Source organism: Bacillus cereus group sp. Bc031 (genome assembly GCF_027716265.1).
GTDB lineage: Bacteria > Bacillota > Bacilli > Bacillales > Bacillaceae_G > Bacillus_A > Bacillus_A paranthracis.
This window is the reverse complement of sequence record NZ_JAQFUL010000049.1, coordinates 13,216-37,408: the sequence shown is the minus strand read 5'-3', so window position 1 is coordinate 37,408 and position 24,193 is coordinate 13,216. Positions and strand designations below refer to the sequence as shown.

The window sequence follows — 24,193 nt, the reverse complement described above, 5'->3', positions numbered from 1 at the left end:
CTAGCTAGCTTTTTAGAAAGAATAACGTTTTTTGTCACTTGGGGGTAGTGAAAATTCTTAAGTTGATGGGCATGGGGAAACAGTATGATACATAATAATTGGTGTATGAGGATAATGTTTAAGTGAGTCTAACAGGGGGAATTTGGTTTGTTTGGAGAAAAAGATATGAATCATTTAAAAGCAAACTGCGAAAAATGCTTCGGTTTATGTTGTGTGGCGTTACCGTTCGCAGCGTCAGTAGATTTTGCAGTGAATAAAGATGGTGGTAAACCATGTTCCAATTTACAATCAGATTTTAAATGCAGTATACATAAAAATCTTAGAGGAAAAGGTTATAAAGGCTGTACAGTATTTGAGTGTTTCGGCGCTGGACAGAAGATTTCTCAAGTTACATTTAACGGGATTGATTGGCGGAAAGATGCTAAGCATGCGAGAAAAATGTATGATGCTTTTCCAGTTATGCATCAGCTCCATGAAATGCTTTGGTATTTAAATGAGGCTATTTTATTAAAGGCGACACAATCGATCCATAAAGAATTAAGGAAAGCAATTGAAGAGACGGAGCGACTTTCGAATTTAAATGCGGACGAGTTAATGAAAGTAAATATCCCATTACATCGTGCAGAAGTGAATATTTTACTTTTAGAAACGAGCGAACTAGTATGGAAAGAAATGAATACTGCGCGTAGGAAACGAATCATACACCGCGGCGCAGATCTTATGGGAGCAAACCTGAAAAAGAAAAATTTACAAGGGGCGAATTTAAGAGGAGCATATTTAATTGCGGCAAACTTAAATGGTGTAGACTTACGCGGGGCGGATCTCATTGGAGCAGATTTACGAGATGCAGATATTCGTGGGGCTGATTTTACAAATAGTATTTTTCTGACGCAAGTTCAAGTTAATGCGGCCAGAGGGGACAAACATACGAAATTACCGAAATTGTTGTCCCGGCCATCGCATTGGGGTGCGTAAAGAGTGTAAAAAGGCAGGCAGAGATATTTCTCTGCCTGTTTTTCATTTCCTTTCAAAAGTAGTAATGAAAACGCTACATATAATAAGAATACCACCAATAAAAAAGTTACTATTTAATGTCTCATTTAATAAGAACCAACCGAGCAACGAACCGACGATAGGTTGGAAGAAGAAAAATAACGAGCCGATGCTTGCATCTATTAATTCTAATCCTTTATTCCAAAGGAAAAAGGCAGCTGCAGTTGAGACGATTCCTAAATAAAGTACGCCTAATATTACATATAGGGTCATATGTTCAATTGGGTTTGATTGAAATTCCCATACCATAAAAGGTGTAATAAAAAAGAGTGAAAAGAATATAGCGTACGTTGTAATCACTAAAGATGAAAATCGAGCTGAAGCAATTTTTACATAAATAGATAGTAAAGCCCACGTAATAGCTGCCCCGACTAATATGATTGTACCGATAAAATAGGAGCCAATTTCAATATCCCATCCGATTACGATAATGACACCGATTGTCGCTATGATGGTAGATAGTAATCTACGAGCGGTTAGTTTTTCTTTTAAAATGATCGCTGCAAATATAACGATAAATGCAGGTGTAGCTGATGTTACTAAAGATCCTGTATGAGCGTCGGATAATTTTGTTCCGATAAATTGACAAGTGATCGAAATGAAATATCCGATAAATCCAATCCAAGCGAATAATAGCCAATCTTTTTTACGAATGGTTACTGTTTTCTTTTGTTTTTTCTCAGTAATTTTTAAAATCATATACAAAACAACAAAAGCAATGATAAAGCGTAGCCAAACGAGTGTTAGTGGTGGGATAAAGTCGAGTACATATTTGCTAACAACATACATACCGCCCCATATACTAGCTGCTAGCGATAAACATATAGCTCCTAAAATTGTTTGTCTCATGTAAAGTACCTCCGTCTATTTTTAGGGTATGATGAGTTCCCTAAGACGAGGCATAGTGCACGTGCTATATGAATGCCCGTCTTAGTTTATAGACGGCCTACTGGTTGATCGTTTTCGAATGAAGTGTTGTAGTACATGTGTATTCCCCCTTCTTAAGTTATAATGATATTATAACTTAATTTTCTGATTATTGGAGGCTGTTATGAAATATATCGTGATAAAATCACATGTTAGCAATTATCCTAATCCAATTCGTTTAGAAGAGGGGGATGTAGTGAAAATGATAGAGAGTTACGCTGGTCCTGAAAATTGGGAAAACTGGATGTTTTGTCACGAAGAGAAATATGACCGGAAAGGATGGGTTCCGGAGCAAATTATAAGAAAAGATATGAATGGAACAGGAATTATTATAAAACAATATACTGCGAAAGAATTAAATGTGAGTATTGGAGAAAGAGTGATTGCATTAGAAGAATTAAATGGATGGATTTGGTGTGAAAAAACAGGTGGTGAGGATGGCTGGGTACCAAAGGAAAACTTACAAAAATATTAGTAATACGATTTGGTTATTAATATAGGAAACATATTTTTAGTTTATGAGTATATTGGTTGTAGGATGAAAAATAGATTAATAGAGAAAGAGGAGATTATTATAACTACAACCGTTATTTCTCATTTTTATAATGAAGAGTATTTATTACCGTGGTGGCTTGCTCATCATACGAAACTGTTTGATCATGGTATTTTAATTAATAAAGGCTCAACAGATCGTTCGGTGGAGATTTGTAAGAAATTCGCACCGCATTGGGAAGTGCGAGATTCTGTAAATCCAGAGTTTGATGCATATGCGACGGATCATGAAGTGATGAGGGTAGAACAAGAAATACAAGGATGGAAAATGATTTTAAATACGACTGAGTTTCTTTGTGTGCAAGATAAAAATCAGTTTTGGAAATCACTAAATGAATTGGGAGGGAGGATGTATTGGCTAGAAGGGCTTATTATGGTTGATGATCCTAACTACAGTTATCCGGACCTTAACTTTGGACTCCCTTTAATGAAACAGCGATTTCATGGTTATTTACCAGAAGATTGGCCGTTGTGGAGAAGAGGTAGATTTATTCATAATCATGAACACGGAAGTTATACAGTTGGAAGACATTTATCCGCGCATGAATCTATGATTTATCCGCCTCTTGCTTGTATATTATGGTTTGGATTTAGTCCGTGGAACGATGCGATGAGAAAGAGAAAGTTACAAATTGGTCCGACTCTTTCTGAAGCTAGTAAGCATGGGGGAATGGGGACGCATCATATTATTACGCCGGAAAGATTAGAAGAATGGTATAAGGAATTAGCGAGAGGAACGAAGGATTTACGTTTTAGTGATGCGTACCGTTATGTTTTTGTATAAATGATTCCCACCATGAAATTGTTTCTTCGATTCCTGTATTTAGATCGTATGTCGGTTTCCAGTTTACTTCAGTTTTTAAACGTTCTACATTAACGCCGACAAATAAAGGTTCATCTTTAGAGAAAGGTATTACACCTAGTTTAATTAGATGTTCTTTTCCTATCTTTTTAGCGATGATAGAAGCTAACTCTTTAATTTGTACAGATTGACCAGAAGCGATATTGATTGTGTCTGTAACGCCATGTTCTAATACTGTTATGAGAGCATCAGCGACGTCGCTCACATGGAGGAAATCTCTTGATTGTTTTCCATGTGTACATAGTGCTTCCTCATTTTTTAATAAAGAAGTGATGATGTTAGAAACGAGTCGATTTCCTTGTTCGTGAGGGTCATACATATGAAAAATGCGGCCCCAACACATGCTGAGACCGGTTTGCTTGGCGTACGTTTGGAGCCAGGAGTGTAGTGCATTTTTACATAATGAATACGGGGTTTTATAAGAAAGAAGCGGTGAATCTTCAAACAATACACCGTTAAACCATTCATACTCTGCGCCAGTACCGGCAACGACGACTCGCTTTCCGCCGCATGTTGTGAAGTGTTGAATCAATGAGATACTAGACGTAAGCCAATAGTAATTATTGATAGATACATAACACGCTGGCGGCACTGCTTCCCAAGCTAAATGAATGAGATGACTAGGCTTCATGTCGTAAATGAGTTTTTTTACTTCTTCATCGCAAAGTAAGTTGACTTTATGCCAATGGCAAGAAAGATGGGAAGGCTTATTTGTATTGTAAGTGGCGTGCACTTCATAGCCCTTTTGAATAAGAGAATGTACAACATATTTACCAATCCATCCGCTACCGCCTGTTATAAGGATTTTTTTCATGGCTCAATTACCTCAACTTCTGGTATTGTTACTAAAAATTTGCCGCCCCACTCACGAATGAAAGAGCATTCTTTCATAATCTCGTCTTTTAAATTCCAAGGAAGTATAAGAATGTAATCAGGTTTTGTACGTTTTATTTCTTCTGGAGATTTTATTGGAATGCGGGTTCCTGGTAGAAGGAGATTTTGTTTATGAGGGTTTTTATCTACTGTATAAGCTAGAAATTCTTTTCCTATCCCGCAATAATTTAAAAGGGTGTTTCCTTTAGCTGGCGCACCGTAACCGATAATTTGTTTGTTTAAAGCTTTCGCTTCGATAAAAAACTGTAAAATATTTATTTTCAATTGTTCGATGCGTTTAGAAAAAAGGAGATAACAGTCTAATGTATTTAGCCCGTGATCCACTTCTTTTTGGATTAATTTTGTAACACTAGAATGGATAGTTGATTCGTCACTATGATGTTTTACAAAAATACGTAAGGAACCACCGTGCGTTGCAAGTTCTTCTACATCGACAATTTGTAAATAATGGTGAGATAAAACTTTTTGCAGGCTTATAAGTGAGAAATAGGAGAAGTGCTCATGGTATATCGTATCAAACTGTTTAAAGGATATGAGATTTAATAAGTGCGGGAATTCAATTGTTATTGTTCCGTCTTGTTTTAATAACGTTTTTAAACCTGCCACAAAATCATGTAAGTTCGGAACGTGTGCTAATACGTTATTAGCAATGATTAAATCTGCTTGCGGTAATTTTTTTGCTAAGTCGTTGCTGAAAAAATTCACTTCAGTAGGAATTCCTTTTTGGATAGCGATTTCTGCTACATTTTTTGCAGGTTCAATTCCCAATGTTTCGATATTTTCTTTTTGAAAGTATTGTAATAAGTACCCATCGTTACTCGCGATTTCAACCACCTTGGAGTCTTTCTTTAAATAGAAACGCTTAATCGCCATTTCTACATATTGTTTAGCATGCAGTAGCCAGCTTGATGAGTAAGAGCTAAAGTATAAATAGTCATGAAAAATATTGTGCGGAGATTCAAATTCATCTAATTGTACGAGTAAACAAGAGTGACAAACAAATGTGTGCAATGGATAAAATGGTTCCATTTTATATGCGTTTTCTGGAGAAACAAATGAGTTAGCGAGAGGAGAAACACCTAAATCTAAAAAAGTGTTGCTGAGTAATGAGTGGCAAAAACGGCATTTTTTCTGTTCCATTTTATAGCCCCCTTATAAATTTTTGAATGCATCGATTTGTTGTCGCGTGAAAGATTCGATATTTTCACCAGATGCATATTTTTTGTACCAATCAACAGTCCAAGTGATAGCCTTATCTGTTGATAACTTAGGAGTCCAGCCGAGTTTAGTTACTGCTTTTGTACTATCGAGTGTTAAAACAGGCGATTCATAAGGAGTGTTTGTAGAGGGGGAAGTGATCGTTAGTTGTTTATTCCATAATTTTATTACAGATTGAATGACATCATGAACGGTTCTGTTAGGTTCGTTCAACGGGCCGAAATTCCATGCTTCTGCATATGCAGCGTCTGTCCAAAGTTTTTCAGCTAAAAGGATATAGCCGTGTAAAGGATCTAATACGTGTTGCCACGGGCGAATAGCCTTTTTGTTTCTAATCGTTAATGTACCATCTTGTAAATATGCACGAATGACATCTGGGAATAATCGGTCTTCTGCCCAATCCCCACCACCGATGACGTTACCTGCTCTTACTGAGGCGAGTTTCTGAGTATTAGTGTGGAAGAATGATTTTTGATAGGATGTTGCCACTATTTCAGCGCAAGCTTTACTAGCACTATAAGGGTCGATACCTCCTAGCCGGTCAATTTCCACGAATGCCCGGTTACCGCTCCCGTCATTTTCATAACATTTATCACTTGTAACATTAATGATGCCACGTATACTTTCTGTATGTTTTGCAGCTTCCAATACGTGAACAGTGCCTAAAACATTCGTTTTAAATGTTTCGATAGGATCTTTGTATGAAGTGGTGACGATTGGCTGGGCAGCTAAATGAAATAGTATGTCAGGGTTATGATGTTTTAGGGCGTGTAATAAAGAATCGTAATCTGTAATGTCGCCTTTAATTGTTATGCACTCTTTTGCTACGTTACATTGTTCAAAAAGATTAGGAATCGATGGGGGATGAGAAGATAAGCCAACTACTTCTGCACCTAAAGAAGTTAAGAAAAGGGTGAGCCAAGAGCCTTTAAATCCAGTATGTCCCGTAATAAATACTTTTTTCTTATTCCAAAAAGATGAAGAAGCCATATTACCAAACCTTCACGGAGCGTTATTACTTTCCCATAGCTCGACTAATTTATTTTTATCGCGCAATGTATCCATCGGATGCCAAAAACCAGTATGTTGATATGCTGATAGTTCGTTTTTGTTTACTAACTGAACTAAAGTGTCTGTTTCAAAAACAGACTTATCTCCACTAATGTAATTGAAAACTTCAGGGTTTAAAACGAAAAATCCACCGTTAACCCATCCGCCATCCCCGAGTGGCTTCTCTTGAAAAGATGTTACAGACTGTTTATTTAATATGAGAGAACCGAATCTACCAGGAGGTTGTACGGCGGTAACAGTTGCCATTTTTCCATGTTTTTTATGAAATGCAATAAGTTCTTTTATATTTACGTTGCTTAATCCATCACCATAAGTGAGGCAGAAAGGTTCGTCTCCAACAAAATTTTGAATTCTTTTCACTCGTCCTCCCGTTTCGGTATTTACACCAGTATCGATTAGTGTAACTTTCCACGGTTCTACACGTTGAGAATGGCTAGTAATTGTATTATCGCTTAAATGTATCGTGAAATCTGACATGTGTAAGTTGTAATTTAGAAAGAACTCTTTAATTGCATATCCTTTATAGCCTAAGCAAATAATAAATTCAGTAATACCGTAATGGTTATACAAACTCATAATGTGCCATAGAATAGGTTTTGTTCCAATTTCAATCATAGGTTTCGGTTTTAAATGTGTTTCTTCCCCAATCCTTGTCCCGTATCCACCAGCAAGAATAACAGCTTTCATTTTTTCCTCCTAAAATAAAAATTTATAATATATACAGTATTCATATTGTATGCAAATGGTTTTGTTTTTGACTAAGTGCGTAAAAATGTGTGGAAAATGATGGTGTGAGAAATATTAAGGTTTAAATTTAGGGAATAATTGTTGATATTCAGGGTGGTTACGAAGATCTTGGGTTATGCTACTAAGCTCTAAAAATCGAGTTTCGAGTTGCTCAGGGGACTGACCATAATGTGTTTGAAGTCCCATTCGAACGCCCTTTTTTGAAAGGGTGGGTGTAATTTGTAATTTTCTTGCCTTTGTATGTTCGTTCCAAGGACTAAAGTAAAATTTAACAATGAATGAAGGGGAGTTATAAACGACATGTTGATGCCGCGTAAAATGTCTGCCTGGTAAATATGCACCATCAAGATGGTTGTGTATAAATCTCCAGGCACAGCCGATTTCTGGGTTATAAGGAAAAAGCCCATGATATCGTTGTTCTACTAAAGGAATGGAATATCTTAGTTTTGAATAATTGTAATCATGCTTATCAATCATGACAATCATTCTAATCGCATACATATTTTGACCTAACGTATGAAGTGATGAGAAAAATTCTTCTACATTGTTACAGCAAAGAAATTCTGTAGTATTTAATACCATCTTCCAACCTGAAACTTCTCTTTCAATTTCCATTACCTCAATATCAGTATTAGTGGGATCGAATTCAAGGAATCTTGAATCTCGTACTTCCCAGTGGGGAGCAAATAATTTACAAATTTCAACGGAACGATCTGTAGAACCTCTATTAATTAATATACCGTGATCAAATATTTTTGTATGATGCATAAGCCACCATGGTAATAAATACTCCTCGTTATAAAAGTGAGAGATAATAGTTTTAGTAATTTCAATCTCCTCCAATAGCATGAATAATAATTTTAATTAAATATTATTATCATATGTTTTGTATTAAAAAAGGTTGAAAGGAATATGCGATTCTATGATGATATTTTCATAGTAATGTAGTATGGGAAATGTAATTCGATTATAAGAATTAAGTAATGTATTGTTAATTTACAAAATGATAAAATGGTAAGTGGAATTGTGTATAAATTATGAATAATAAACCGTCACGTTTGACTGTACAGTTTATGTATTGTATGATGTTAGTAATATAAACAAGGGGGGAAGATCGTTGGGAAGGTGTATCGAATCGGACAGTTGGCTCTCATGGCTCACGTGTCGAAACGAACGATTGATTATTATACGAATCTAGGTATCTTAAAAGCGGAGCGATCTCAATCTAATTATCGCTATTACGACGAAACAGCATTTGAGACATTACAATTTATTGAGAAGTGCAAAGAAATGCATATGCCGCTTTGTGAGATTAAAGAGAAAATCGAGGAGAAGAAGAAGCTGCTCGGTATCAATGAACACGTTTCGAAACAAGTGAATGAAGTGACAGACCATATTCATCGATTAGAAGTAGAGCTAACGGAATTAAAGCCGCTTTTAGATGGATTGACTGATTCACAACGTGAAAAAATATCGAAATCTTTATCTGGTCAAACGACAGCTTTAATACAGACACTTGCTCTATTATTATAGAACAAGTGAAATCCGACCTCTTTAATTTTTGTATCGGGCTATGTTTTCTAAGAAAGAAATAAGAAAACATTATAGTATACAGGAGGTGGACACCTTAGTTTTTTAACTAAGGGGATTCATTGGAAATATTTAATTTAGTCATGGTTGCGATTTTAATCGCATTTACTGGATTTTTCGTAGCAGCTGAGTTTGCGATTGTAAAAGTACGTTCAAGTCGTATTGATCAGCTTGTTGCAGAAGGAAAACGCGGTGCTTTAGCAGCGAAAAAAGTAACAACAAATTTAGATGAATATTTATCTGCTTGTCAATTAGGTATTACAGTTACAGCTATGGGATTAGGTTGGTTAGGTGAACCGACAATTGAAAAGTTATTACACCCGTTATTTGAGAAATGGAACTTAAACCCTTCTATTTCATCAGTATTAACATTTGGTCTTGCTTTTATGATTATGACGTATTTACACGTTGTAGTAGGAGAATTAGCTCCGAAAACGATGGCAATTCAAAAGGCTGAAAAGGTAACGTTATTATTGGCAGGTCCATTAATGATGTTCTATAAAGTAATGTATCCATTTATTTGGGTATTGAACGGTTCAGCTCGTGTTGTAACTGGCTTATTCGGTTTAAAACCAGCTTCAGAACATGAAGTAGCTCATACAGAGGAAGAATTACGCCTTATCCTTTCAGATAGCTATGAAAGTGGCGAAATTAATCAAGCTGAATACAAGTATGTAAATAACATTTTTGAATTTGATAATCGTATTGCAAAAGAAATTATGGTACCGCGAACAGAAATCGTTGGTTTCTACCTGGAAGATTCAGTAGAAGAACACATGAAAGTAATCCAAAATGAGCGATACACACGTTATCCGATTTTTGGAGAAGATAAAGATGATATTATCGGTATGGTCAACGTAAAAGATTTCTTTATTCGATATATGACCGAGGATCAAAAAGATTTATCATCCATTCGCTCGTATATGCGTCCAATTATTGAAGTGATGGAAACGACTCCAATTCACGATTTATTACTTCAAATGCAGAAGAAGCGAATTCCGATGGCTGTTTTATATGATGAGTACGGAGGAACAGCTGGAATTGTAACGCTTGAGGACATTTTGGAGGAAATCGTCGGCGAAATTCGTGACGAATATGATGAAGATGAAGCACCACCAATTCAACATGTGAACGAGCAACATATCATTGTTGATGGAAAAGTGCTTATCTCAGAAGTGAAAGATTTATTTGGATTACACATTGAAGAAGATGATGTGGATACAATCGGTGGATGGATTATGATGCAAAATCATGAAATCGAAGAAGGACAACACGTTGAGGCGGAAGGTTATGAATTTAAAGTGTTAGAAAAAGACGCTTACCAAATTAAACGTGTTGAAATTCGTAAGATGGAACAAGAACAAGAAGAAGAGAAAGCAGCAACTGTGTAAGTTGCTGCTTTTCTTCTAAAGTATAAAAAATGAGAAATTAGGAGCGGATATTTTGATTCAAGTAGCCTTACGTGTATATCGATTACAATTGTATGTGATCTTTAGTGGTTTACTACTTATGTGGACGATTACTCCGTTTGGAAAACAAGTAACAGGGTTTGGGATCGGATTAGCTGTAAGTGCATATTGCCTTTGGTTATTAGCTCGCAGAGTGGAGAAACTTGGGAAAAGTATTGTAATGAAGGAAAAGGCTCCAGGGTTAGGAGTTTTAAACCGATTTGCAGCGGCCATTTTAGGAGCTATTATCATGTATGAAATTGAGCATGAAATGGAAATGTGGGCATTTGGTACAGGCATTTTAGGTGGTCACTTTTTAATGATTGCGAATTTAGCTTATGCAAATATGCAGGTAGTGAAAGAAGAAGAGAAGAAAAGGGAACATGCTTCGAAAAACATAGAGCTATGATGAGAGGGACCTAATGGGGTTCCTTTTTTAGTTTAGCGATATGATACAAGTAATTAAATTAACGACAAATATAATACGCTTCTTTTTTGCGTTTTTCAATAGTATGAAAAATAATAAAAAAAAATTTAAAAACCCATCGATTTCTAAAGGTTATGTATGTTATCATGACAAAAGACTTTTTGAAAGAGGTGGATACCAATGTTACAAGCGCTACTTATTTTTGTGCTTCAAATTATTTACGTTCCCATTTTAACAATCCGTACGATTTTGCTTGTAAAGAATCAAACAAGATCCGCTGCTGCTGTTGGATTGTTAGAAGGAGCTATTTACATTGTCAGTTTAGGTATTGTGTTTCAAGATTTATCAAATTGGATGAACATCGTTGCCTATGTCATTGGCTTTAGTGCGGGACTGTTATTAGGCGGTTATATAGAGAATAAATTAGCAATTGGTTATATTACGTATCAAGTTAGTTTACTAGACCGTTGTAATGAATTAGTAGATGAGTTACGTCACTCTGGATTTGGCGTTACAGTATTTGAAGGTGAAGGTATTAATTCGATACGTTATCGCTTAGATATCGTTGCAAAACGTTCTAGAGAAAAAGAACTATTAGAAATCATTAATGAAATTGCACCGAAAGCGTTTATGTCTTCTTATGAAATTCGTTCATTTAAAGGCGGATATTTAACGAAGGCGATGAAGAAAAGAGCGTTAATGAAGAAGAAAGATCATCATGCATCGTAAAGAAAAGGGAGTAGTGCCGTTTTAAAAGTTCCCATATGTAAAAGAGAGGAATCTACATTAAAATAGATTCCTCTCTTTTTTATTGTTAATTGAAAAACTAAATCGTATAATTATTTTTTTTACTCATCCTCAAATTAATGATTAGCCATATAACTTGAAAAAATACAGGTATGATAAACGCGATTAATATAACGATAAGTGATATGGATTTAATTTCGGGTGTTTGAATGACACCAGCACCATCAACATCTCGTAGCCAAATAATAGCTGCCCATATTCCAAAAACGATAATCCAAAATAGGTTACCAATCCACCAAGAAATCCATCGTTTTTTCATGTTAACACCCCTTACATGTATCTACTGTTAAAAGTATATTTTCGTTCGTTACATTTATAATGAAACAACTTTAAAATTAGTTTTTAACTGTATATCTAACTTGTTTGAAGGTGACTATTTCTCCATCATCATTATTATCTTTCGTTTGCAAAAGTTGAACTTTTGGTTTGTAGTCTGTCCGATGAGCGTGTTCGATATCTTTAATGTTAAGCTTGTAAGATTCACCATTCTTTAGCTTTTGTTCCAACACTTTTTTATTAGCAACATAAATAAAAGTCACTTTATTTTCATCAATACCTTCAGTCTTAATTTCTAATTCATTATCTTTTGTTGTAATCGTTGGTGTTAATAGTTCCATACTGGCGTTTCCGGTTTCTAAAGAATTTTCTGCTATAGTTGAACATCCTGATAGTATGATTCCAGTGAATAGAAGAACAAGTAATTTCCTTTTCATAACATTCCCCCGATTCTATGTGATTTCTGATTTTGGCATTGTTAGATTGCTAGTGTTTTATGTAAACGTTTAGTGAGCATTCTTTTTAATTGTACCATAATATGTAAAATGATGCAGGCTGTATATCCAATTTAAAGGAGATTGAAAGTTTACTTATTGCTGTAAATTAGTATTTTTACAGTAGGCATATATCTTCTTTAGGAAATCCTTTTTCGTATTTAAAATATGTAATGAAATAAAACCAATAAGTCCTATTCCGCCAAAAATAAGCCATGGTGTATACACTCCGCTTAAGTTGGATGTAAAAGATGTACCAGTATAATTACCGATGATAAAACCAAATGCGAGTGATAGTTGATAAAATCCAAAGAAAGTGGCTGTATATAATTCATTACTGTAATTTGCAATAGCGATATCAGCGTTAGGTAATACGAGTGTTTCACCGATTGTAAATAAAATTACACAAATAAAGAGCCAATATGGGTGTTGAAATAAAGGAATGAGTAAAAAGGAAATACTCATTAATAAAACACCGTATTTAATATTCGAAAGTGTGTTGTATTTGTGGAATAATTTTCGGAATAATACCATAAATATGACGCCTGTTATTGCATTTATCGTAATAACGAGTGTAGCAAGTTGATTGCTATTACTAATGTTTTTCATATGAAGTGGAAGTGCGACAGTAAGCTGAGTAAACATAATATAGAAGAAAATCATGATAAAGGAAAACAGAAGAAAAGACTTGTTTTGTAAGATGGCCTGTATTCCTAATGTAATAGACGTGTTTTCAGTAGTGACTTGGAAGTGATTTTTAAGTAAGTAAAAGATTAAAGCAAATATCAGCATAAGAGATCCTGTTAGAGAGAAAGCATAGATTGGATCGAGTAAGAGTAAAAACCCTCCTGCAATTGGTCCGATTATTGCACCGCAATTAAAGCTAAGGTTTAAATATGTAAATAAATTTTTTCTCAAATGAGCTGGCTGTGAGCCAAATATAGCGCGAGCGGCAGGTTCGTAAAATGCAGTTCCGAAGCCAATAAGTGCAGAAGAAATAGAAATTGTATAGAAATCAGAGCATATTCCTAAAGCGATAAATCCGATTCCTCTCAAAAATAATCCGGCTATCATCATAATGATATAGCCTATTTTGTCAGCAATTAATCCTGAGAATAAAGGGATAACTCGTGATGTAATTATTATAACCGTCAACACTGTTCCTACTTGAAAAGCTGAAAAATGGAGAAAGGTTAATAGATAAATAGCTAAAAATGCGTATACTGCAAAATAACCAAAAGACATAAAAAATGAAGAAATAAGCATGAAACGTATCGGTGTTGAGAAACTTTTCATAGAACTCCTCCTAATATTGTAACCAGTAAATTTTTTTAGTGGTTAACTATTTTATATTATAATTATACATAAAGTCAGAAAAAAGTAAAATTTAAGAAGAAGGTGAATAGAATTGAGTCAAAACGCACCAAACGAATTAGAGTATATTCGAGAATTTTTAAATACATGGAGAATACCAAACGATACGAGAGAGCCAATTGATTTGCTGCAAACAGAAGAGGATATAAAGAAATTTATGAAAGAATCTTTTCATGAAGAGCTTCTATTTCATACGATAGAGGAATTAAAAAGTTTTCGAGAAGATATTCGGGCGGCAATTGAAGGTGAGGGATCATTGCAACAATGGTTAGAGAAATACCCATTTTATGTACATATAAAGGAAGATATGAAAGGTATTACATATGAACCAGTATACGAAGAGAATGTGTATACAAAAATATTAAGCATTGTGTTTATCTCGATTCAAGAAAATTTGTGGGGAAGGTTAAAAGCATGTCCAGATTGCCGTTGGGTATTTTACGATCATTCGCGAAATGGAAGCAAAAGATGGTGCGGTATGTATGCTGGTGAAGAAGGAGGCAGAGCATGCGGTACAATTGCAAAAGTGAAAAATTACCGCGCAAAGAGAAAAGGAAGAACGGGTTATAATGTGTAATTTAAATTAGGGGAAGAAAATGGAATGGGGGAATGTAGCATATGAAAGGTACACAAATGTTAGCTTTAAATAAAAAGTGTTGGGACACAGTTGCACCTTATTTCTTTCAAGTAGATTGTTTGCCGAAATATGGTCCGTATACAGCATCTGAAGAGGAGATTCATTTGTTCGATTCAATTAGAAATAAAAAGGTTCTTGATATTGGATGTGGAAGTGGGCATTCGTTGCAATATATGGCGGAACATGGCGCAGAAGAATTGTGGGGACTTGATCTTTCGAGCACACAAATTGAAACGGCACATAAAACGTTACAGTCGTGGAATCCGAAGTTAATATGTGGAGCAATGGAAGAGGAAGTGGATATTCCGAAAGGGTATTTTGATATTGTATATTCCATTTATGCATTAGGTTGGACTTCAGATTTAAGAAAAACGTTGGAACTAATATATTCATATGTAAAGCCAGGAGGAAGCTTTATTTTTAGCTGGGAGCATCCCGTATATTCAAACTTAATGTATGGAACAGAGGAGATTGCTTTCAGCTCGTCTTATCATGAAGAAACTCCTATTACGTTTGAAACATTTAAGGGAGAGGATGTACAAGCGACATTATATAAGAGAAAAATAAGTACGTACATAAATGAGTTAAATAGAGCAGGATTTACAATTGAGAGAATAGAAGAGCCTGAACCATCGAGCTTGTTTGATGAAGAACTAGCTGAGCCGTCTACGAAATATTATTCTTTATATAAAGCTAGAATGGTGCCGACTACTTTTATTATTAAGGCGAGAAAATGAAAAATACAGCGTACACTGAAAAAAGCGTACGCTGTATTTTATTAAAGGTTAGTACTTATCTCTTCGGTTGAAAAATATGTTGAAAGAAGTATTTGTGATGTAAGTTATCTACAATTTTATTTGCTTGGTATGTGCGATGTTGTTCGAGTCGAAGTCTTTGCTCCATCATTTTGATTGCGTGATCAGATAAACGTAACATAGCGCATGTCTCCTTTTCTATAAATATAGGTGTCTATTTGGTATCGATCCCATATTTATAATTAAGGAGGCAAAATGTGTAACATAGGCAAAAAGCACCTTCCTCTCCCATTACGCTTACGAGGTTAGCTGTCGGACTCGGGAAGTGAGAGTTTCCCTACTTAAATAAGATTCGCCCCAAGTAGCATAGCTACAAAAATGGTTCCCCCGCTCCAAATTTTGGACTCAGCAAAAGGTTTTATAAAGTAAAAGATAACACAAATAATCAGGTTAGTCAAACTATTTATTGTTTTCTGTCTTTTTTAACGAGGTTAAAATCACACCATCAGGCAATACGATATTTTGTACTTCGATAAAGCCATGTTTTTTATATAAAGACAAAGCAGGTGTATTTTCTTTCCCTGTTTGTACAATATATGTTTTGGAAGGGGAGAACATGTCAAATACATAAAGTAGTAGTTTTGTTGCAATCCCTTTATGAAAATGATCAGGGGATACTACTAAACGATGAATATCCACTTCTTCTTCATCTATTTTAAAAGAAATAAAACCAGCAAGTGTATCTTCAAAAAAATAGCCGTAAAAAATTTCATCACAAGATTGAATATCGGCTACAGTATCATAAAGTCGAGGGATAGCTGTACTATTTATATATTTCGCCTCAATTTCATAAGCGGGTATTTGAATGCTTAAAATAGAAGTTGCAGTTTTGTGAGAAGTTGTTATTAATTTTTGAATCATAGAATAGAAACCTCCTTGTTGGCTGTATTTTCATAGATTTGACAAGATTTTTCTTTTTTGGATATAATAATTACATAGTTACACAATAAGTTAGTAGCTAAATTGAATTACACTATAATAGAAATGGAGGACTAAAGATGGGGTGGATTATCACATTAATAGTTGGTGCTATTATAGGTGCAATTGCAGGTTCTATTACAGGTAAAGACTTTCCTGCTGGCATGTTTGGAAATATAATTGCTGGTTTATTAGGAGCTTGGTTAGGCGGTAAATTATTTGGAGATTGGGGTCCATCACTAGGTGGTATTCATATTGTACCAGCTTTATTAGGATCAATTGTTCTCGTTCTTATTGTATCATTTGTAGTGAAATCTGCAAGGAAATAAAGAGTTATATTATGATAAAAAGCCCTATATAAGGGCTTTTCATCATTCGAAGAGGTGGTTTTATTGGAGAAAGTAAGTTTAAGAAAACGAGATAAGTTGAAAAAATTTTTTAGAGAACACAATTATTTAGCAGTGTTACTTGGGTTTGCACTATTGTTCATTAATATTTTATTACTAACAAAAATATCATTTGTTTTTACGCCGTTTATCGTCTTTTTAAAAACAATTTTCTTCCCAGTATTATTAGCGGGCGTACTATTTTACATTTTGCATCCATTCGTTTCGCTTTTAGAAAAGAAAGGTGTTTCAAGAATCGTATCAATAGCCTCGATATACTTAATCGTAATTGGATTATTTGTGTTTTTAGTTTTAACGGTTATTCCAATTATTAAAGATCAAATTGATGCATTAATAGATAACTTACCGTATTTCGGTCATGAAATTGAACGAGCAGCACGTAGATTTGGGGAAAGTAATTTACTAGGAAAAATTCAGGAGAATTTAAATATTGATGTAGCGAGTATGGTAAAGGACTATACAGTTGATTTTACGAAATCTTTATCATCAGTAACAGGAAATGTAACTGGATTTTTAAGTACTATTACAGAGGTCGTTTTAACGTTTGTAATGGTTCCGTTTATATTGTTCTATCTTTTAAAAGATGGTGAGCAATTACCAAATCACTTTTTAAAGTTTATTTCAGAACAAAGACGACCAGCAGCGATGAGAATACTAGACGATATGCATTATGCGATTAGCTCGTATATTAGAGGACAAATTATCGTTAGCTTATTTATCGGTATTATGCTATTAATTGGTTACCTTATTATCGGTATTAAATATGCAGTACTACTCGCTATTTTAGCGATGATTGTAAATATCGTTCCGTACGTAGGACCAATTATCGCAATTACACCAGCGTTAATTATTGCGTTTATTGATTCGCCGGGGATGGTTTTAAAGGTAATTATTGTAATGATGGTTGTACAATTAGCAGAAGGTAAATTTATTTCTCCGCAAGTCATGGGGAAAAAGCTAGATATTCACCCGATTACTATCATTTTTATTATTTTAACTGCCGGAAATTTATTTGGAATTATGGGGATTATTTTAGCAATTCCAGGGTATGCGATATTAAAGGTGTTAGTAACGCATGGTTATCGATTTGTTAAGTTGAATACGTAGGAAAAAGAGCTAAAACAGTATTATCTGTTTTAGCTCTTTTTTATTAACAATTGATGTGCATATTGGCGTGCCCATTGATCCGCTTCTAATATAGCATCTAGTGAAGGATTTTTTACGTTATGATGGGCTTCAACTGTTTTGTAAATTGTTTTTTCAATATCGAAAAAGGCAATTTCATTTTTTAAGAATAGTGCATTCGCAATTTCATTTGCTGCGTTTAATACAGCAGGAGTAGTACCACCAATTTTGCCACATTCATATGCGTATTGTAGACAAGGGAACTTCTCTAAATCTGGTTTTTCAAAATGTAAACTACCGATTTCTAATAAATTTAATTTTTCATAGGAAGAAGGTAGCCGAGTAGGGTAGTGAAACGCATATTGAATCGGCATTCTCATATCAGGAGCACCGAACTGCGCTATAACTGATCCATCAATAAACTCTACTAAAGAATGAATAATACTTTCTTTATGAATCATTACATCAATTTTTTCATAAGGAATATCAAATAGCCATCTTGCTTCCATTACTTCGAATCCTTTATTCATTAATGTGGCAGAATCAATCGTTAATTTTGCCCCCATTAACCAGTTTGGGTGCTTTAAAGCATCTTTTGCTTGTAGAGTTTTCATTTCTTCACGTGTTTTATCACGGAATGCACCGCCAGAAGCTGTAACGATTAATTTGTCAATTTCTTTATTATTTTCTCCGTTTAAACATTGGAAAATAGCTGAATGTTCGCTATCGACTGGAATTAAACGACATCCGTTTTGTTTGGCCAGTTCAGTTACAATATGACCAGCTGCAACTAACGTTTCTTTATTAGCGATGGCAATATCTTTCTTCGCTTTTAATGCTTCAATTGTTGGGAGTAATCCTGAAACACCAACGACGGAACTTAATACAAGATTTGAATCAGGGTGAGTAGCTACCGCAATTAAGCCATCTGTTCCGTATGTAATTTTTACGTTGGTTGAAATACGCGTACGAAGCGTGTCTGCTAATTCTTTTGTCGCGACGCTTACAATGCGAGGTTGAAACCTTTTGATTTGTTGCTCAAGAAGCTCGATATTATAATTTGCGGTTAAACCGACGATTTTAAAATATTCGGGATGAGCTGAAACGACATCTAATGCAGATGTGCCGATAGATCCTGTTGAACCTAAAATGGATATATATTTTACCATGAAAAAACCTCCAAAGTTGTTTCGAGTATTTCTGCAAACCTATATAATATTAGGCAATTGAAGTGGAAATTCCTGCTATATAAAATAGAAAATTTTGGTTTGTTTAGAGGTGAAATGTGATAAACTGTAAAAAATAACGAAAAGCGATGAAAGAGAAGAGTACATATTCGAAACTTTTCAGAGAGCTGATATGTGGTGGAAATCAGTAAGGGATGAATATGGAATGGGCTCTGGAGCTTCTAACTGAAATGAGTAGGTAAAGACGGTTGCTTCACGTTAAGAAGTTGAAGTGAGCTAACAATAGCTAATTAAGGTGGTACCGCGGGAGTCTCTCGTCCTTTTTTAAGGATGAGGGGCTCTTTTTATTTTGAGAAAGGAGGAGTTAGGATGAGTGAGAAAATAATGTTAACAGGAATTAAACCGACAGGTTATCCGCATTTAGGAAATTATATTGGTGCAATTAAACCTGCGTTGCAAATGTCAAAGAAGAATGAAGGGAAAGCATTGTATTTTATAGCAGATTATCACGCGTTAAATGCTGTGCATGATCCGAGCCAGTTTAGTAGTTATACGAAAGAGGTAGCAGCTACTTGGTTATCGCTTGGACTTGGAGAAGATGTTATTTTTTATAGGCTAACAGAAGTGCCGGAGATTCTAGAATTAGCTTGGATATTAGCTTGCCTAACTCCGAAAGGGCTTATGAACCGTGCTCATGCGTATAAAGCGAAAGTAGAGCAAAATAAAGAAGCGGGTTTAGAGGTCGATGCAGGAGTGAATATGGGATTATATACGTATCCGATTTTAATGGCAGCCGACATATTACTATTCCAGGCTACGCATGTACCCGTTGGAAAAGATCAAATTCAGCATATCGAAATTGCGCGTGATATTGCGACGTATTTTAATCATACTTTTGGCACGACATTTACACTTCCGGAGTATGTCATACAAGAAGAGGGTGCAATATTACCAGGGCTTGATGGAAGAAAGATGAGTAAAAGTTACGGGAATGTGATCCCGTTATTCGCGGAGCAAGAAAAACTACGAAAGTTAATATTTAAAATCAAAACAGATTCTTCACTTCCAAATGAACCGAAAGAACTAGAAACGTTATTTACAATTTATAAAGAATTTGCAACGGAAGATGAAATGCAGTCAATGCGTGAAAAATATGAAACTGGCATTGGATGGGGCGATGTGAAAAAAGAGTTGTTTCGCGTTGTAGACCGTGAATTAGCTGGGCCACGTGAGAAATATGCTATGTATATGAATGAACCGAATTTATTATATGAAGCGTTGGAAAAAGGTGCTGAGCGGGCGCGGACTATTGCGAAGGTAAATTTAACAGAAATTAAGAAACGGATTGGATTTGAGAGGGAGCACTGAGCGTTCCCTCTTTTTTCTCTATAACTTATTCGTCATATCGATGAGTAAAGCAAGGAGTTCGCATATTCTTTTGAAACTTATTAGTTGCATATATTAAAAAGTATGCTACTATAGGGTTACTTATTAAACATGTTTAATAAGTATAATGAAAGTCACTTAATAAACATGTTTAATAAGTAGGGTTCATTTGATTACGAAGGAGATGATTCTATGAAAACAGAAAAAGAAAAGATGTTAGCGGGAGAAATGTATATTGCAGATGACGAAGAATTAGTGGCTGATAGGGTGGAGGCAAAACGTTTAACACGCCTTTATAACGAGGCGATGGAGACAGGAGATGAGAGGCATTTTACATTATTAAATCAGCTTTTAGGTTCTTCAGCTGACGGGGCATCACATATTAAACCTACTTTTCGTTGTGATTATGGTTACAATATCCATATTGGAAAGAATTTTTTCTCCAATTTCAATTGTGTGATTTTAGACGTTTGTGAAGTGCGAATTGGGGATAATTGTATGTTTGCACCTGGTGTTCACATTTATACTGCTACTCATCCTTTACACCCGGTAGAGCGGAATTCTGGTAAAGAATATGGAAAGCCTGTAAAGATTGGTAACAATGTTTGGGTAGGCGGGGGAGCTATTATTAACCCTGGTATTTCAATTGGAGATAACGCTGTAATTGCTTCAGGGGCAGTTGTGACAAAAGATGTACCCAATAATGTAGTAGTTGGTGGTAACCCAGCTAAAGTTATTAAAACGATAGACTTATAGAAATCGTTTTTTATGAGTGCATGAATAAACAGATGTTGTATCGTATAGAAAATGTGAAAGATGTTTCATATAAAGAAAAATAGTGCGGAAAATCGTACGAAGACATTACTTACTTCTTGAAACGCTCTTTTTCTTATTTGTTTTGCTGGTTTTCTCGTTTGCCGTAAGTTTCTATCATAGGTTATACACAATTTTTAAGTATACTAGGGGAAGCATTCGGAATACTGCTAGTAGAAATATATCATCTTTATTGCTTTAGAAAATGATGTATGATATATTGTCAACGCAACTTATTAAAAAAGTTTAATAAGTATGTTGATTAAGGTGGTGAGCGATTTGAGTAAACAGTTTGTTACTCAAAAATCGATTAAAGAGACAATCCTTCGCGGCATTCGTAAAGTTCTTTTAGAGCGAGGTAGTGCAACGAAAGTTGAGCTTAGTAATACATTAGAAATTAGTTTTCCAACGATAAGTAAATTTATAGAAAAAATGAAACAAGACGGTGAAGTCACTTTAGCTGGTTTAGATGATTCAAGTGGTGGAAGAAGAGCGAAACGATATGAATATAATCCAGAATATATGTTAGGTTTAGCGATATTTTTAGAAAAAAATGAAACAAACTATACAATTTTTAACTGTTTAGGGGAAGTAAAAGAACAGGGGAGTACTTCAAGTATGTTAATTGATACGGGCGTAAATCTATTATCTAAACATATTGAAGGTCTTATCGCTACATTCCCGAAAATAAGCTCTATATCAATTGGTGTGCCTGGTTCGGTTGATAATGGTCGTATTTTTTATATTCCTGGATATGAAAAGTTCCAAAATTTTAATTTGAAAAGTCATTTGGAGGAACAGTTTTCTATACCAGTAGTAATAGAAAACGATATGAATGCTGCTGTGCTTGGTTATTATAAAAACACTGGAAACTATGACAATTCCTCTCTTGTATATTTGTATTCCGGTCAAAATGGTCCAGGTGCAGGTATTATGGTAAATGGAGATGTCGTACGCGGAAGCACATTTTTCTCAGGAGAGATATCTTTCGTCCCGCAGTATAATAATAAAAATTTCTTGCAAGCTTTGAGAAGTGAAGATCCGAATAATCCAGAGGAATATAATATAGATGCTATTACTCGTTTAATCGCTACATGTATAGCTATTATTAACCCGCATGCCTTTATCTTCTGTGATGATGAAGTGAATCAATTTGTAATAGATCAAATTGTAAAAACTTGTCCGCAGTACATCCCGGCGGAACATATTCCGAAAATAACAGTGAGTAATTGGAAAGAAGATTATTTATATGGATTAAAAAGTCTAGGACTTGATCTTATGATTACGAGAACGAATAAAGAAAATTAAATGTCCTGGCAATGAAGCATCCAATTGCCAGTTGAATAACATAAAAGAAAAGGTGTCGATTATGAAAATTGAACATGTAGCAATTTGGGTGAATGATTTAGTAGGAATGCGTGATTTTTATAAACAATATTTTAATGGTGAAGAAAATAGCTTATATGATAATCCGAAAAAGCAATTTAAATCTTATTTTATAACTTTTGAAGGTGGTGCGCGTCTAGAACTTATGAAGCGGGTAGGGATAGAGGATGCATTACAAACAGAAACAATAGGATATGCACATATTGGTTTTTCTGTAGGTAGTAAAGAAAAGGTGAACGAATTAACGAATACATTAAGAGAAGCAGGGTACCCTGTGTTAAACGGCCCACGAACTACAGGGGATGGTTACTATGAAAGTGTAGTAAGTGATCCTGAAGGAAATCAGATTGAGATAACGATCTAACATGAACAACCTCATTTCGCATTATCATGACGGGAGATGAGGCTGTTTTATTTTTATCTTTAATTGGAGTGATGAAAATCGCGAAGAATCCCCTCAATAACTGGATGAAGAGTACTAGGTAATTCATCAAGCGGAAAGAAACGTAATTCTTTTGATTCTGTTTGATCACATACAAGCTCACCGTGGAATTCGCGGCAAATATAAACAACGAGTACACCGTGTACTTGATCGCCGTTTGGATAGATTTGAAAGTAATCTGGTCCAGAGTATGTACGGAATAGTTCTGGATTTTTAATAATAAGTCCAGTTTCTTCATATACTTCTCGCTTTAAAGCGTCTTCTAATGTTTCGTTATATTCTAAAGCGCCGCCAATAATGCCCCAGCGGTTAAAGTCTGTGCGGAGCTGCAGCAATATTTCATTGTTTTCATTTACTATAATGGCGTGTGATCCTATTAAAATCAGTGGCTGATTTCCTACTAAATTTCTCATATCTTCAATATAACCCATAGTTATTCTCCTTATAGCTAATAATAATTAGGAAGTTCTTTTAACATTCTTTCTGTTTTCCGTGCTGTAAAGGCTAAGTTATGATCATCTTTCGTTCTGAAAAATAAAGTGCGTAAAAAGGTTTTAATGTTGGCGCATAAAATACAATATTCATTTAACGAAAGGCGTTTTCTAATTTGAGGAAGCCTTTTTATTTTTTTATGAATAATAGAAATTAACTCGTCTTGCGGAAAGTCATGATACAACATCGCTAGTAAAGGAGTAACGATGCGTTCATCTTCGTTATTATGAAAAAGGTCAGATGGAATGAAGATTTTATTTAATAAACAATGAATTAACTCTTCGTACCATTCAAAAGTTGTATACGTATTATGAACAATTTCCGTAAAGGCATCAGATACGTGAGCAAGACAATGAGCCCATCCTTTATTTTCAATATAGCCTCGGAAATCTGTTTCTAAGTTTGTGTATGTAATGAGTTTGTTTTTTATTTCTTCAATATCCTCCTCCGTACAAAAGTAGTGCGAATTAGCGAATTGGAGTATTAACGCAATTAACGAAACAGTGTAAGAACGTGTGAAAACCCCATCTGAATGCGGGGAGTATATGTCACAATATAAATATTCATCACTTAAACAAGTTTGCAACAGTAATTTCAGTTGATCATCCATAAGGAATTCATGATGAATAAAATGCACAAAACATTTATATATAAGTTGATAACGAACGTAACTATCAGTCGTTCCGATATACTGAAGCATATGGAGCGTTAATTCATTTATATCTATATATCGCAGTTGCGTATAGTCATTTTGTTGTATAAGCTCTAACTGTTGTTGCAGTGCTGTAATATCCAATGGAGAACCTCCTCCGCACTTTAAAGATGCGATGTTTTCTAGTATTCTA

At 34.9% G+C, this 24,193-nt stretch carries 28 protein-coding genes, 1 pseudogene, 1 riboswitch and 1 other annotated feature; of the genes and pseudogenes, 15 read left to right on the top strand and 14 right to left on the bottom strand.

The genetic code is table 11. From position 1 onward, the window contains the following. The first annotated feature begins 165 nt into the window (after positions 1-165). A complete protein-coding gene (locus tag PDQ33_RS18370) occupies positions 166-975 on the top strand; it encodes a pentapeptide repeat-containing protein (RefSeq protein ID WP_270394277.1) in 810 nt (269 codons plus the stop codon). A 42-nt stretch (positions 976-1,017) separates the two neighbouring features. Here the strand turns inward: PDQ33_RS18370 and PDQ33_RS18365 are convergent, their stop codons facing one another. Then, a complete protein-coding gene (locus tag PDQ33_RS18365) occupies positions 1,018-1,902 on the bottom strand; it encodes a DMT family transporter (RefSeq protein ID WP_061131018.1) in 885 nt (294 codons plus the stop codon). 202 nt (positions 1,903-2,104) lie between these two features. Between PDQ33_RS18365 and PDQ33_RS18360 the strand changes: the two genes are divergently transcribed. Both PDQ33_RS18360 and PDQ33_RS18355 read left to right on the top strand, forming a co-directional pair. Further along, the gene (locus tag PDQ33_RS18360; protein WP_000875285.1) at positions 2,105-2,455 is read left to right on the top strand and encodes an SH3 domain-containing protein; all 351 of its coding nucleotides are present in this window, start codon (positions 2,105-2,107) and stop codon (positions 2,453-2,455) included. A gap of 63 nt (positions 2,456-2,518) precedes the next feature. Continuing rightward, positions 2,519-3,316, top strand: a complete 798-nt coding sequence (locus PDQ33_RS18355; RefSeq protein ID WP_000797328.1) for a glycosyltransferase family 2 protein — start codon at positions 2,519-2,521, stop codon at positions 3,314-3,316. On the opposite strand, the gene PDQ33_RS18350 is transcribed toward PDQ33_RS18355, so the two are convergent. The 5 genes and pseudogenes from PDQ33_RS18350 to PDQ33_RS18330 form a co-directional block, all read right to left on the bottom strand. Continuing rightward, positions 3,285-4,208 carry an NAD-dependent epimerase/dehydratase family protein gene (locus PDQ33_RS18350; protein WP_270756401.1) on the bottom strand — a complete coding sequence of 308 codons (924 nt, stop codon included), beginning with the start codon at positions 4,206-4,208 and terminating at the stop codon, positions 3,285-3,287. The genes PDQ33_RS18355 and PDQ33_RS18350 overlap by 32 nt on opposite strands. Beyond that, the gene (locus tag PDQ33_RS18345) at positions 4,205-5,428 is read right to left on the bottom strand and encodes a class I SAM-dependent methyltransferase (RefSeq protein WP_061131016.1); all 1,224 of its coding nucleotides are present in this window, start codon (positions 5,426-5,428) and stop codon (positions 4,205-4,207) included. Before PDQ33_RS18345 ends, PDQ33_RS18350 begins: the two co-directional genes overlap by 4 nt. Positions 5,429-5,440: 12 nt before the next feature. Then, the gene (gene rfbG / locus PDQ33_RS18340) at positions 5,441-6,496 is read right to left on the bottom strand and encodes a CDP-glucose 4,6-dehydratase (protein ID WP_061131015.1); all 1,056 of its coding nucleotides are present in this window, start codon (positions 6,494-6,496) and stop codon (positions 5,441-5,443) included. Between the two features lies 1 nt (position 6,497). Next, positions 6,498-7,264: pseudogene (gene rfbF / locus PDQ33_RS18335) on the bottom strand (glucose-1-phosphate cytidylyltransferase). A 114-nt stretch (positions 7,265-7,378) separates the two neighbouring features. After that, positions 7,379-8,173, bottom strand: a complete 795-nt coding sequence (locus PDQ33_RS18330) for a glycosyltransferase family 2 protein (protein ID WP_001997813.1) — start codon at positions 8,171-8,173, stop codon at positions 7,379-7,381. 276 nt (positions 8,174-8,449) lie between these two features. Here PDQ33_RS18330 and PDQ33_RS18325 point away from each other — a divergent pair, with 276 nt between their 5' ends. From PDQ33_RS18325 to PDQ33_RS18310, 4 genes are all read left to right on the top strand, one after another. Next, complete coding sequence (locus tag PDQ33_RS18325) at positions 8,450-8,857, top strand: MerR family transcriptional regulator (protein WP_000285640.1); 408 nt, start codon at positions 8,450-8,452, stop codon at positions 8,855-8,857. Positions 8,858-8,976: 119 nt separating this feature from the next. Continuing rightward, entirely contained in the window at positions 8,977-10,305 is a 1,329-nt protein-coding gene (locus PDQ33_RS18320) for a hemolysin family protein (protein WP_000402268.1), read from the top strand. 52 nt (positions 10,306-10,357) lie between these two features. Then, positions 10,358-10,771, top strand: a complete 414-nt coding sequence (locus PDQ33_RS18315; RefSeq protein WP_000616837.1) for an ATP synthase subunit I — start codon at positions 10,358-10,360, stop codon at positions 10,769-10,771. Between the two features lie 198 nt (positions 10,772-10,969). Continuing rightward, positions 10,970-11,518, top strand: a complete 549-nt coding sequence (locus PDQ33_RS18310) for a DUF2179 domain-containing protein (protein ID WP_000938434.1) — start codon at positions 10,970-10,972, stop codon at positions 11,516-11,518. Between the two features lie 97 nt (positions 11,519-11,615). Here PDQ33_RS18310 and PDQ33_RS18305 read toward each other — a convergent pair whose 3' ends face one another. The 3 genes from PDQ33_RS18305 to PDQ33_RS18295 all read right to left on the bottom strand — a co-directional run bounded on the left by PDQ33_RS18305 (position 11,616) and on the right by PDQ33_RS18295 (position 13,662). Further along, complete coding sequence (locus PDQ33_RS18305) at positions 11,616-11,855, bottom strand: DUF3923 family protein (protein ID WP_000747691.1); 240 nt, start codon at positions 11,853-11,855, stop codon at positions 11,616-11,618. 76 nt (positions 11,856-11,931) lie between these two features. Then, positions 11,932-12,309, bottom strand: coding sequence for a hypothetical protein (locus PDQ33_RS18300; protein ID WP_000823782.1), 378 nt, complete (start codon positions 12,307-12,309; stop codon positions 11,932-11,934). A 153-nt stretch (positions 12,310-12,462) separates the two neighbouring features. After that, complete coding sequence (locus tag PDQ33_RS18295) at positions 12,463-13,662, bottom strand: MDR family MFS transporter (protein WP_270395444.1); 1,200 nt, start codon at positions 13,660-13,662, stop codon at positions 12,463-12,465. 112 nt (positions 13,663-13,774) lie between these two features. On the opposite strand from PDQ33_RS18295, the gene PDQ33_RS18290 reads away from it, so the two are divergent. Next, positions 13,775-14,317: a CGNR zinc finger domain-containing protein gene (locus PDQ33_RS18290; protein ID WP_000081063.1), complete on the top strand. Its 543-nt coding sequence runs from the start codon at positions 13,775-13,777 to the stop codon at positions 14,315-14,317. A 41-nt stretch (positions 14,318-14,358) separates the two neighbouring features. After that, a complete protein-coding gene (locus PDQ33_RS18285; protein ID WP_061131013.1) occupies positions 14,359-15,114 on the top strand; it encodes a class I SAM-dependent methyltransferase in 756 nt (251 codons plus the stop codon). Between the two features lie 55 nt (positions 15,115-15,169). Here PDQ33_RS18285 and PDQ33_RS18280 read toward each other — a convergent pair whose 3' ends face one another. Together PDQ33_RS18280 and PDQ33_RS18275 are read right to left on the bottom strand one after the other, a co-directional pair. Continuing rightward, positions 15,170-15,313, bottom strand: coding sequence for a hypothetical protein (locus PDQ33_RS18280; protein WP_000945244.1), 144 nt, complete (start codon positions 15,311-15,313; stop codon positions 15,170-15,172). A gap of 97 nt (positions 15,314-15,410) precedes the next feature. Then, a riboswitch (cyclic di-AMP (ydaO/yuaA leader) is annotated at positions 15,411-15,553 on the bottom strand. A 38-nt stretch (positions 15,554-15,591) separates the two neighbouring features. Then, entirely contained in the window at positions 15,592-16,053 is a 462-nt protein-coding gene (locus PDQ33_RS18275; RefSeq protein WP_061131012.1) for a GNAT family N-acetyltransferase, read from the bottom strand. A gap of 137 nt (positions 16,054-16,190) precedes the next feature. Between PDQ33_RS18275 and PDQ33_RS18270 the strand changes: the two genes are divergently transcribed. Together PDQ33_RS18270 and PDQ33_RS18265 are read left to right on the top strand one after the other, a co-directional pair. After that, complete coding sequence (locus tag PDQ33_RS18270) at positions 16,191-16,439, top strand: GlsB/YeaQ/YmgE family stress response membrane protein (protein WP_000539718.1); 249 nt, start codon at positions 16,191-16,193, stop codon at positions 16,437-16,439. A 63-nt stretch (positions 16,440-16,502) separates the two neighbouring features. Then, entirely contained in the window at positions 16,503-17,624 is a 1,122-nt protein-coding gene (locus PDQ33_RS18265; RefSeq protein WP_000416969.1) for an AI-2E family transporter, read from the top strand. A 29-nt stretch (positions 17,625-17,653) separates the two neighbouring features. Here PDQ33_RS18265 and PDQ33_RS18260 read toward each other — a convergent pair whose 3' ends face one another. Further along, positions 17,654-18,811: a 1-deoxy-D-xylulose-5-phosphate reductoisomerase gene (locus PDQ33_RS18260; protein WP_270756408.1), complete on the bottom strand. Its 1,158-nt coding sequence runs from the start codon at positions 18,809-18,811 to the stop codon at positions 17,654-17,656. Positions 18,812-18,948: 137 nt separating this feature from the next. Then, positions 18,949-19,154, top strand: a binding site (T-box leader). A 44-nt stretch (positions 19,155-19,198) separates the two neighbouring features. On the opposite strand from PDQ33_RS18260, the gene PDQ33_RS18255 reads away from it, so the two are divergent. The 4 genes from PDQ33_RS18255 (at position 19,199) to PDQ33_RS18240 (ending at position 22,778) form a co-directional block, all read left to right on the top strand. Beyond that, positions 19,199-20,197, top strand: a complete 999-nt coding sequence (locus PDQ33_RS18255) for a tryptophan--tRNA ligase (protein WP_270756409.1) — start codon at positions 19,199-19,201, stop codon at positions 20,195-20,197. 210 nt (positions 20,198-20,407) lie between these two features. Continuing rightward, on the top strand, positions 20,408-20,971 hold the full coding sequence (locus tag PDQ33_RS18250; RefSeq protein WP_270394526.1) for a maltose acetyltransferase domain-containing protein: 564 nt from the start codon (positions 20,408-20,410) through the stop codon (positions 20,969-20,971). Between the two features lie 336 nt (positions 20,972-21,307). Then, positions 21,308-22,336 (top strand): ROK family transcriptional regulator, encoded by a 1,029-nt coding sequence (locus tag PDQ33_RS18245; protein WP_071743293.1) that lies wholly within the window; start codon positions 21,308-21,310, stop codon positions 22,334-22,336. A gap of 61 nt (positions 22,337-22,397) precedes the next feature. Continuing rightward, positions 22,398-22,778 (top strand): VOC family protein, encoded by a 381-nt coding sequence (locus PDQ33_RS18240; RefSeq protein WP_270756411.1) that lies wholly within the window; start codon positions 22,398-22,400, stop codon positions 22,776-22,778. 59 nt (positions 22,779-22,837) lie between these two features. Here PDQ33_RS18240 and PDQ33_RS18235 read toward each other — a convergent pair whose 3' ends face one another. Then, positions 22,838-23,287: an NUDIX hydrolase gene (locus PDQ33_RS18235; protein ID WP_061131008.1), complete on the bottom strand. Its 450-nt coding sequence runs from the start codon at positions 23,285-23,287 to the stop codon at positions 22,838-22,840. A 17-nt stretch (positions 23,288-23,304) separates the two neighbouring features. Next, the gene (locus PDQ33_RS18230; RefSeq protein WP_000355462.1) at positions 23,305-24,144 is read right to left on the bottom strand and encodes a DUF2785 domain-containing protein; all 840 of its coding nucleotides are present in this window, start codon (positions 24,142-24,144) and stop codon (positions 23,305-23,307) included. Positions 24,145-24,193: the final 49 nt, after the last annotated feature.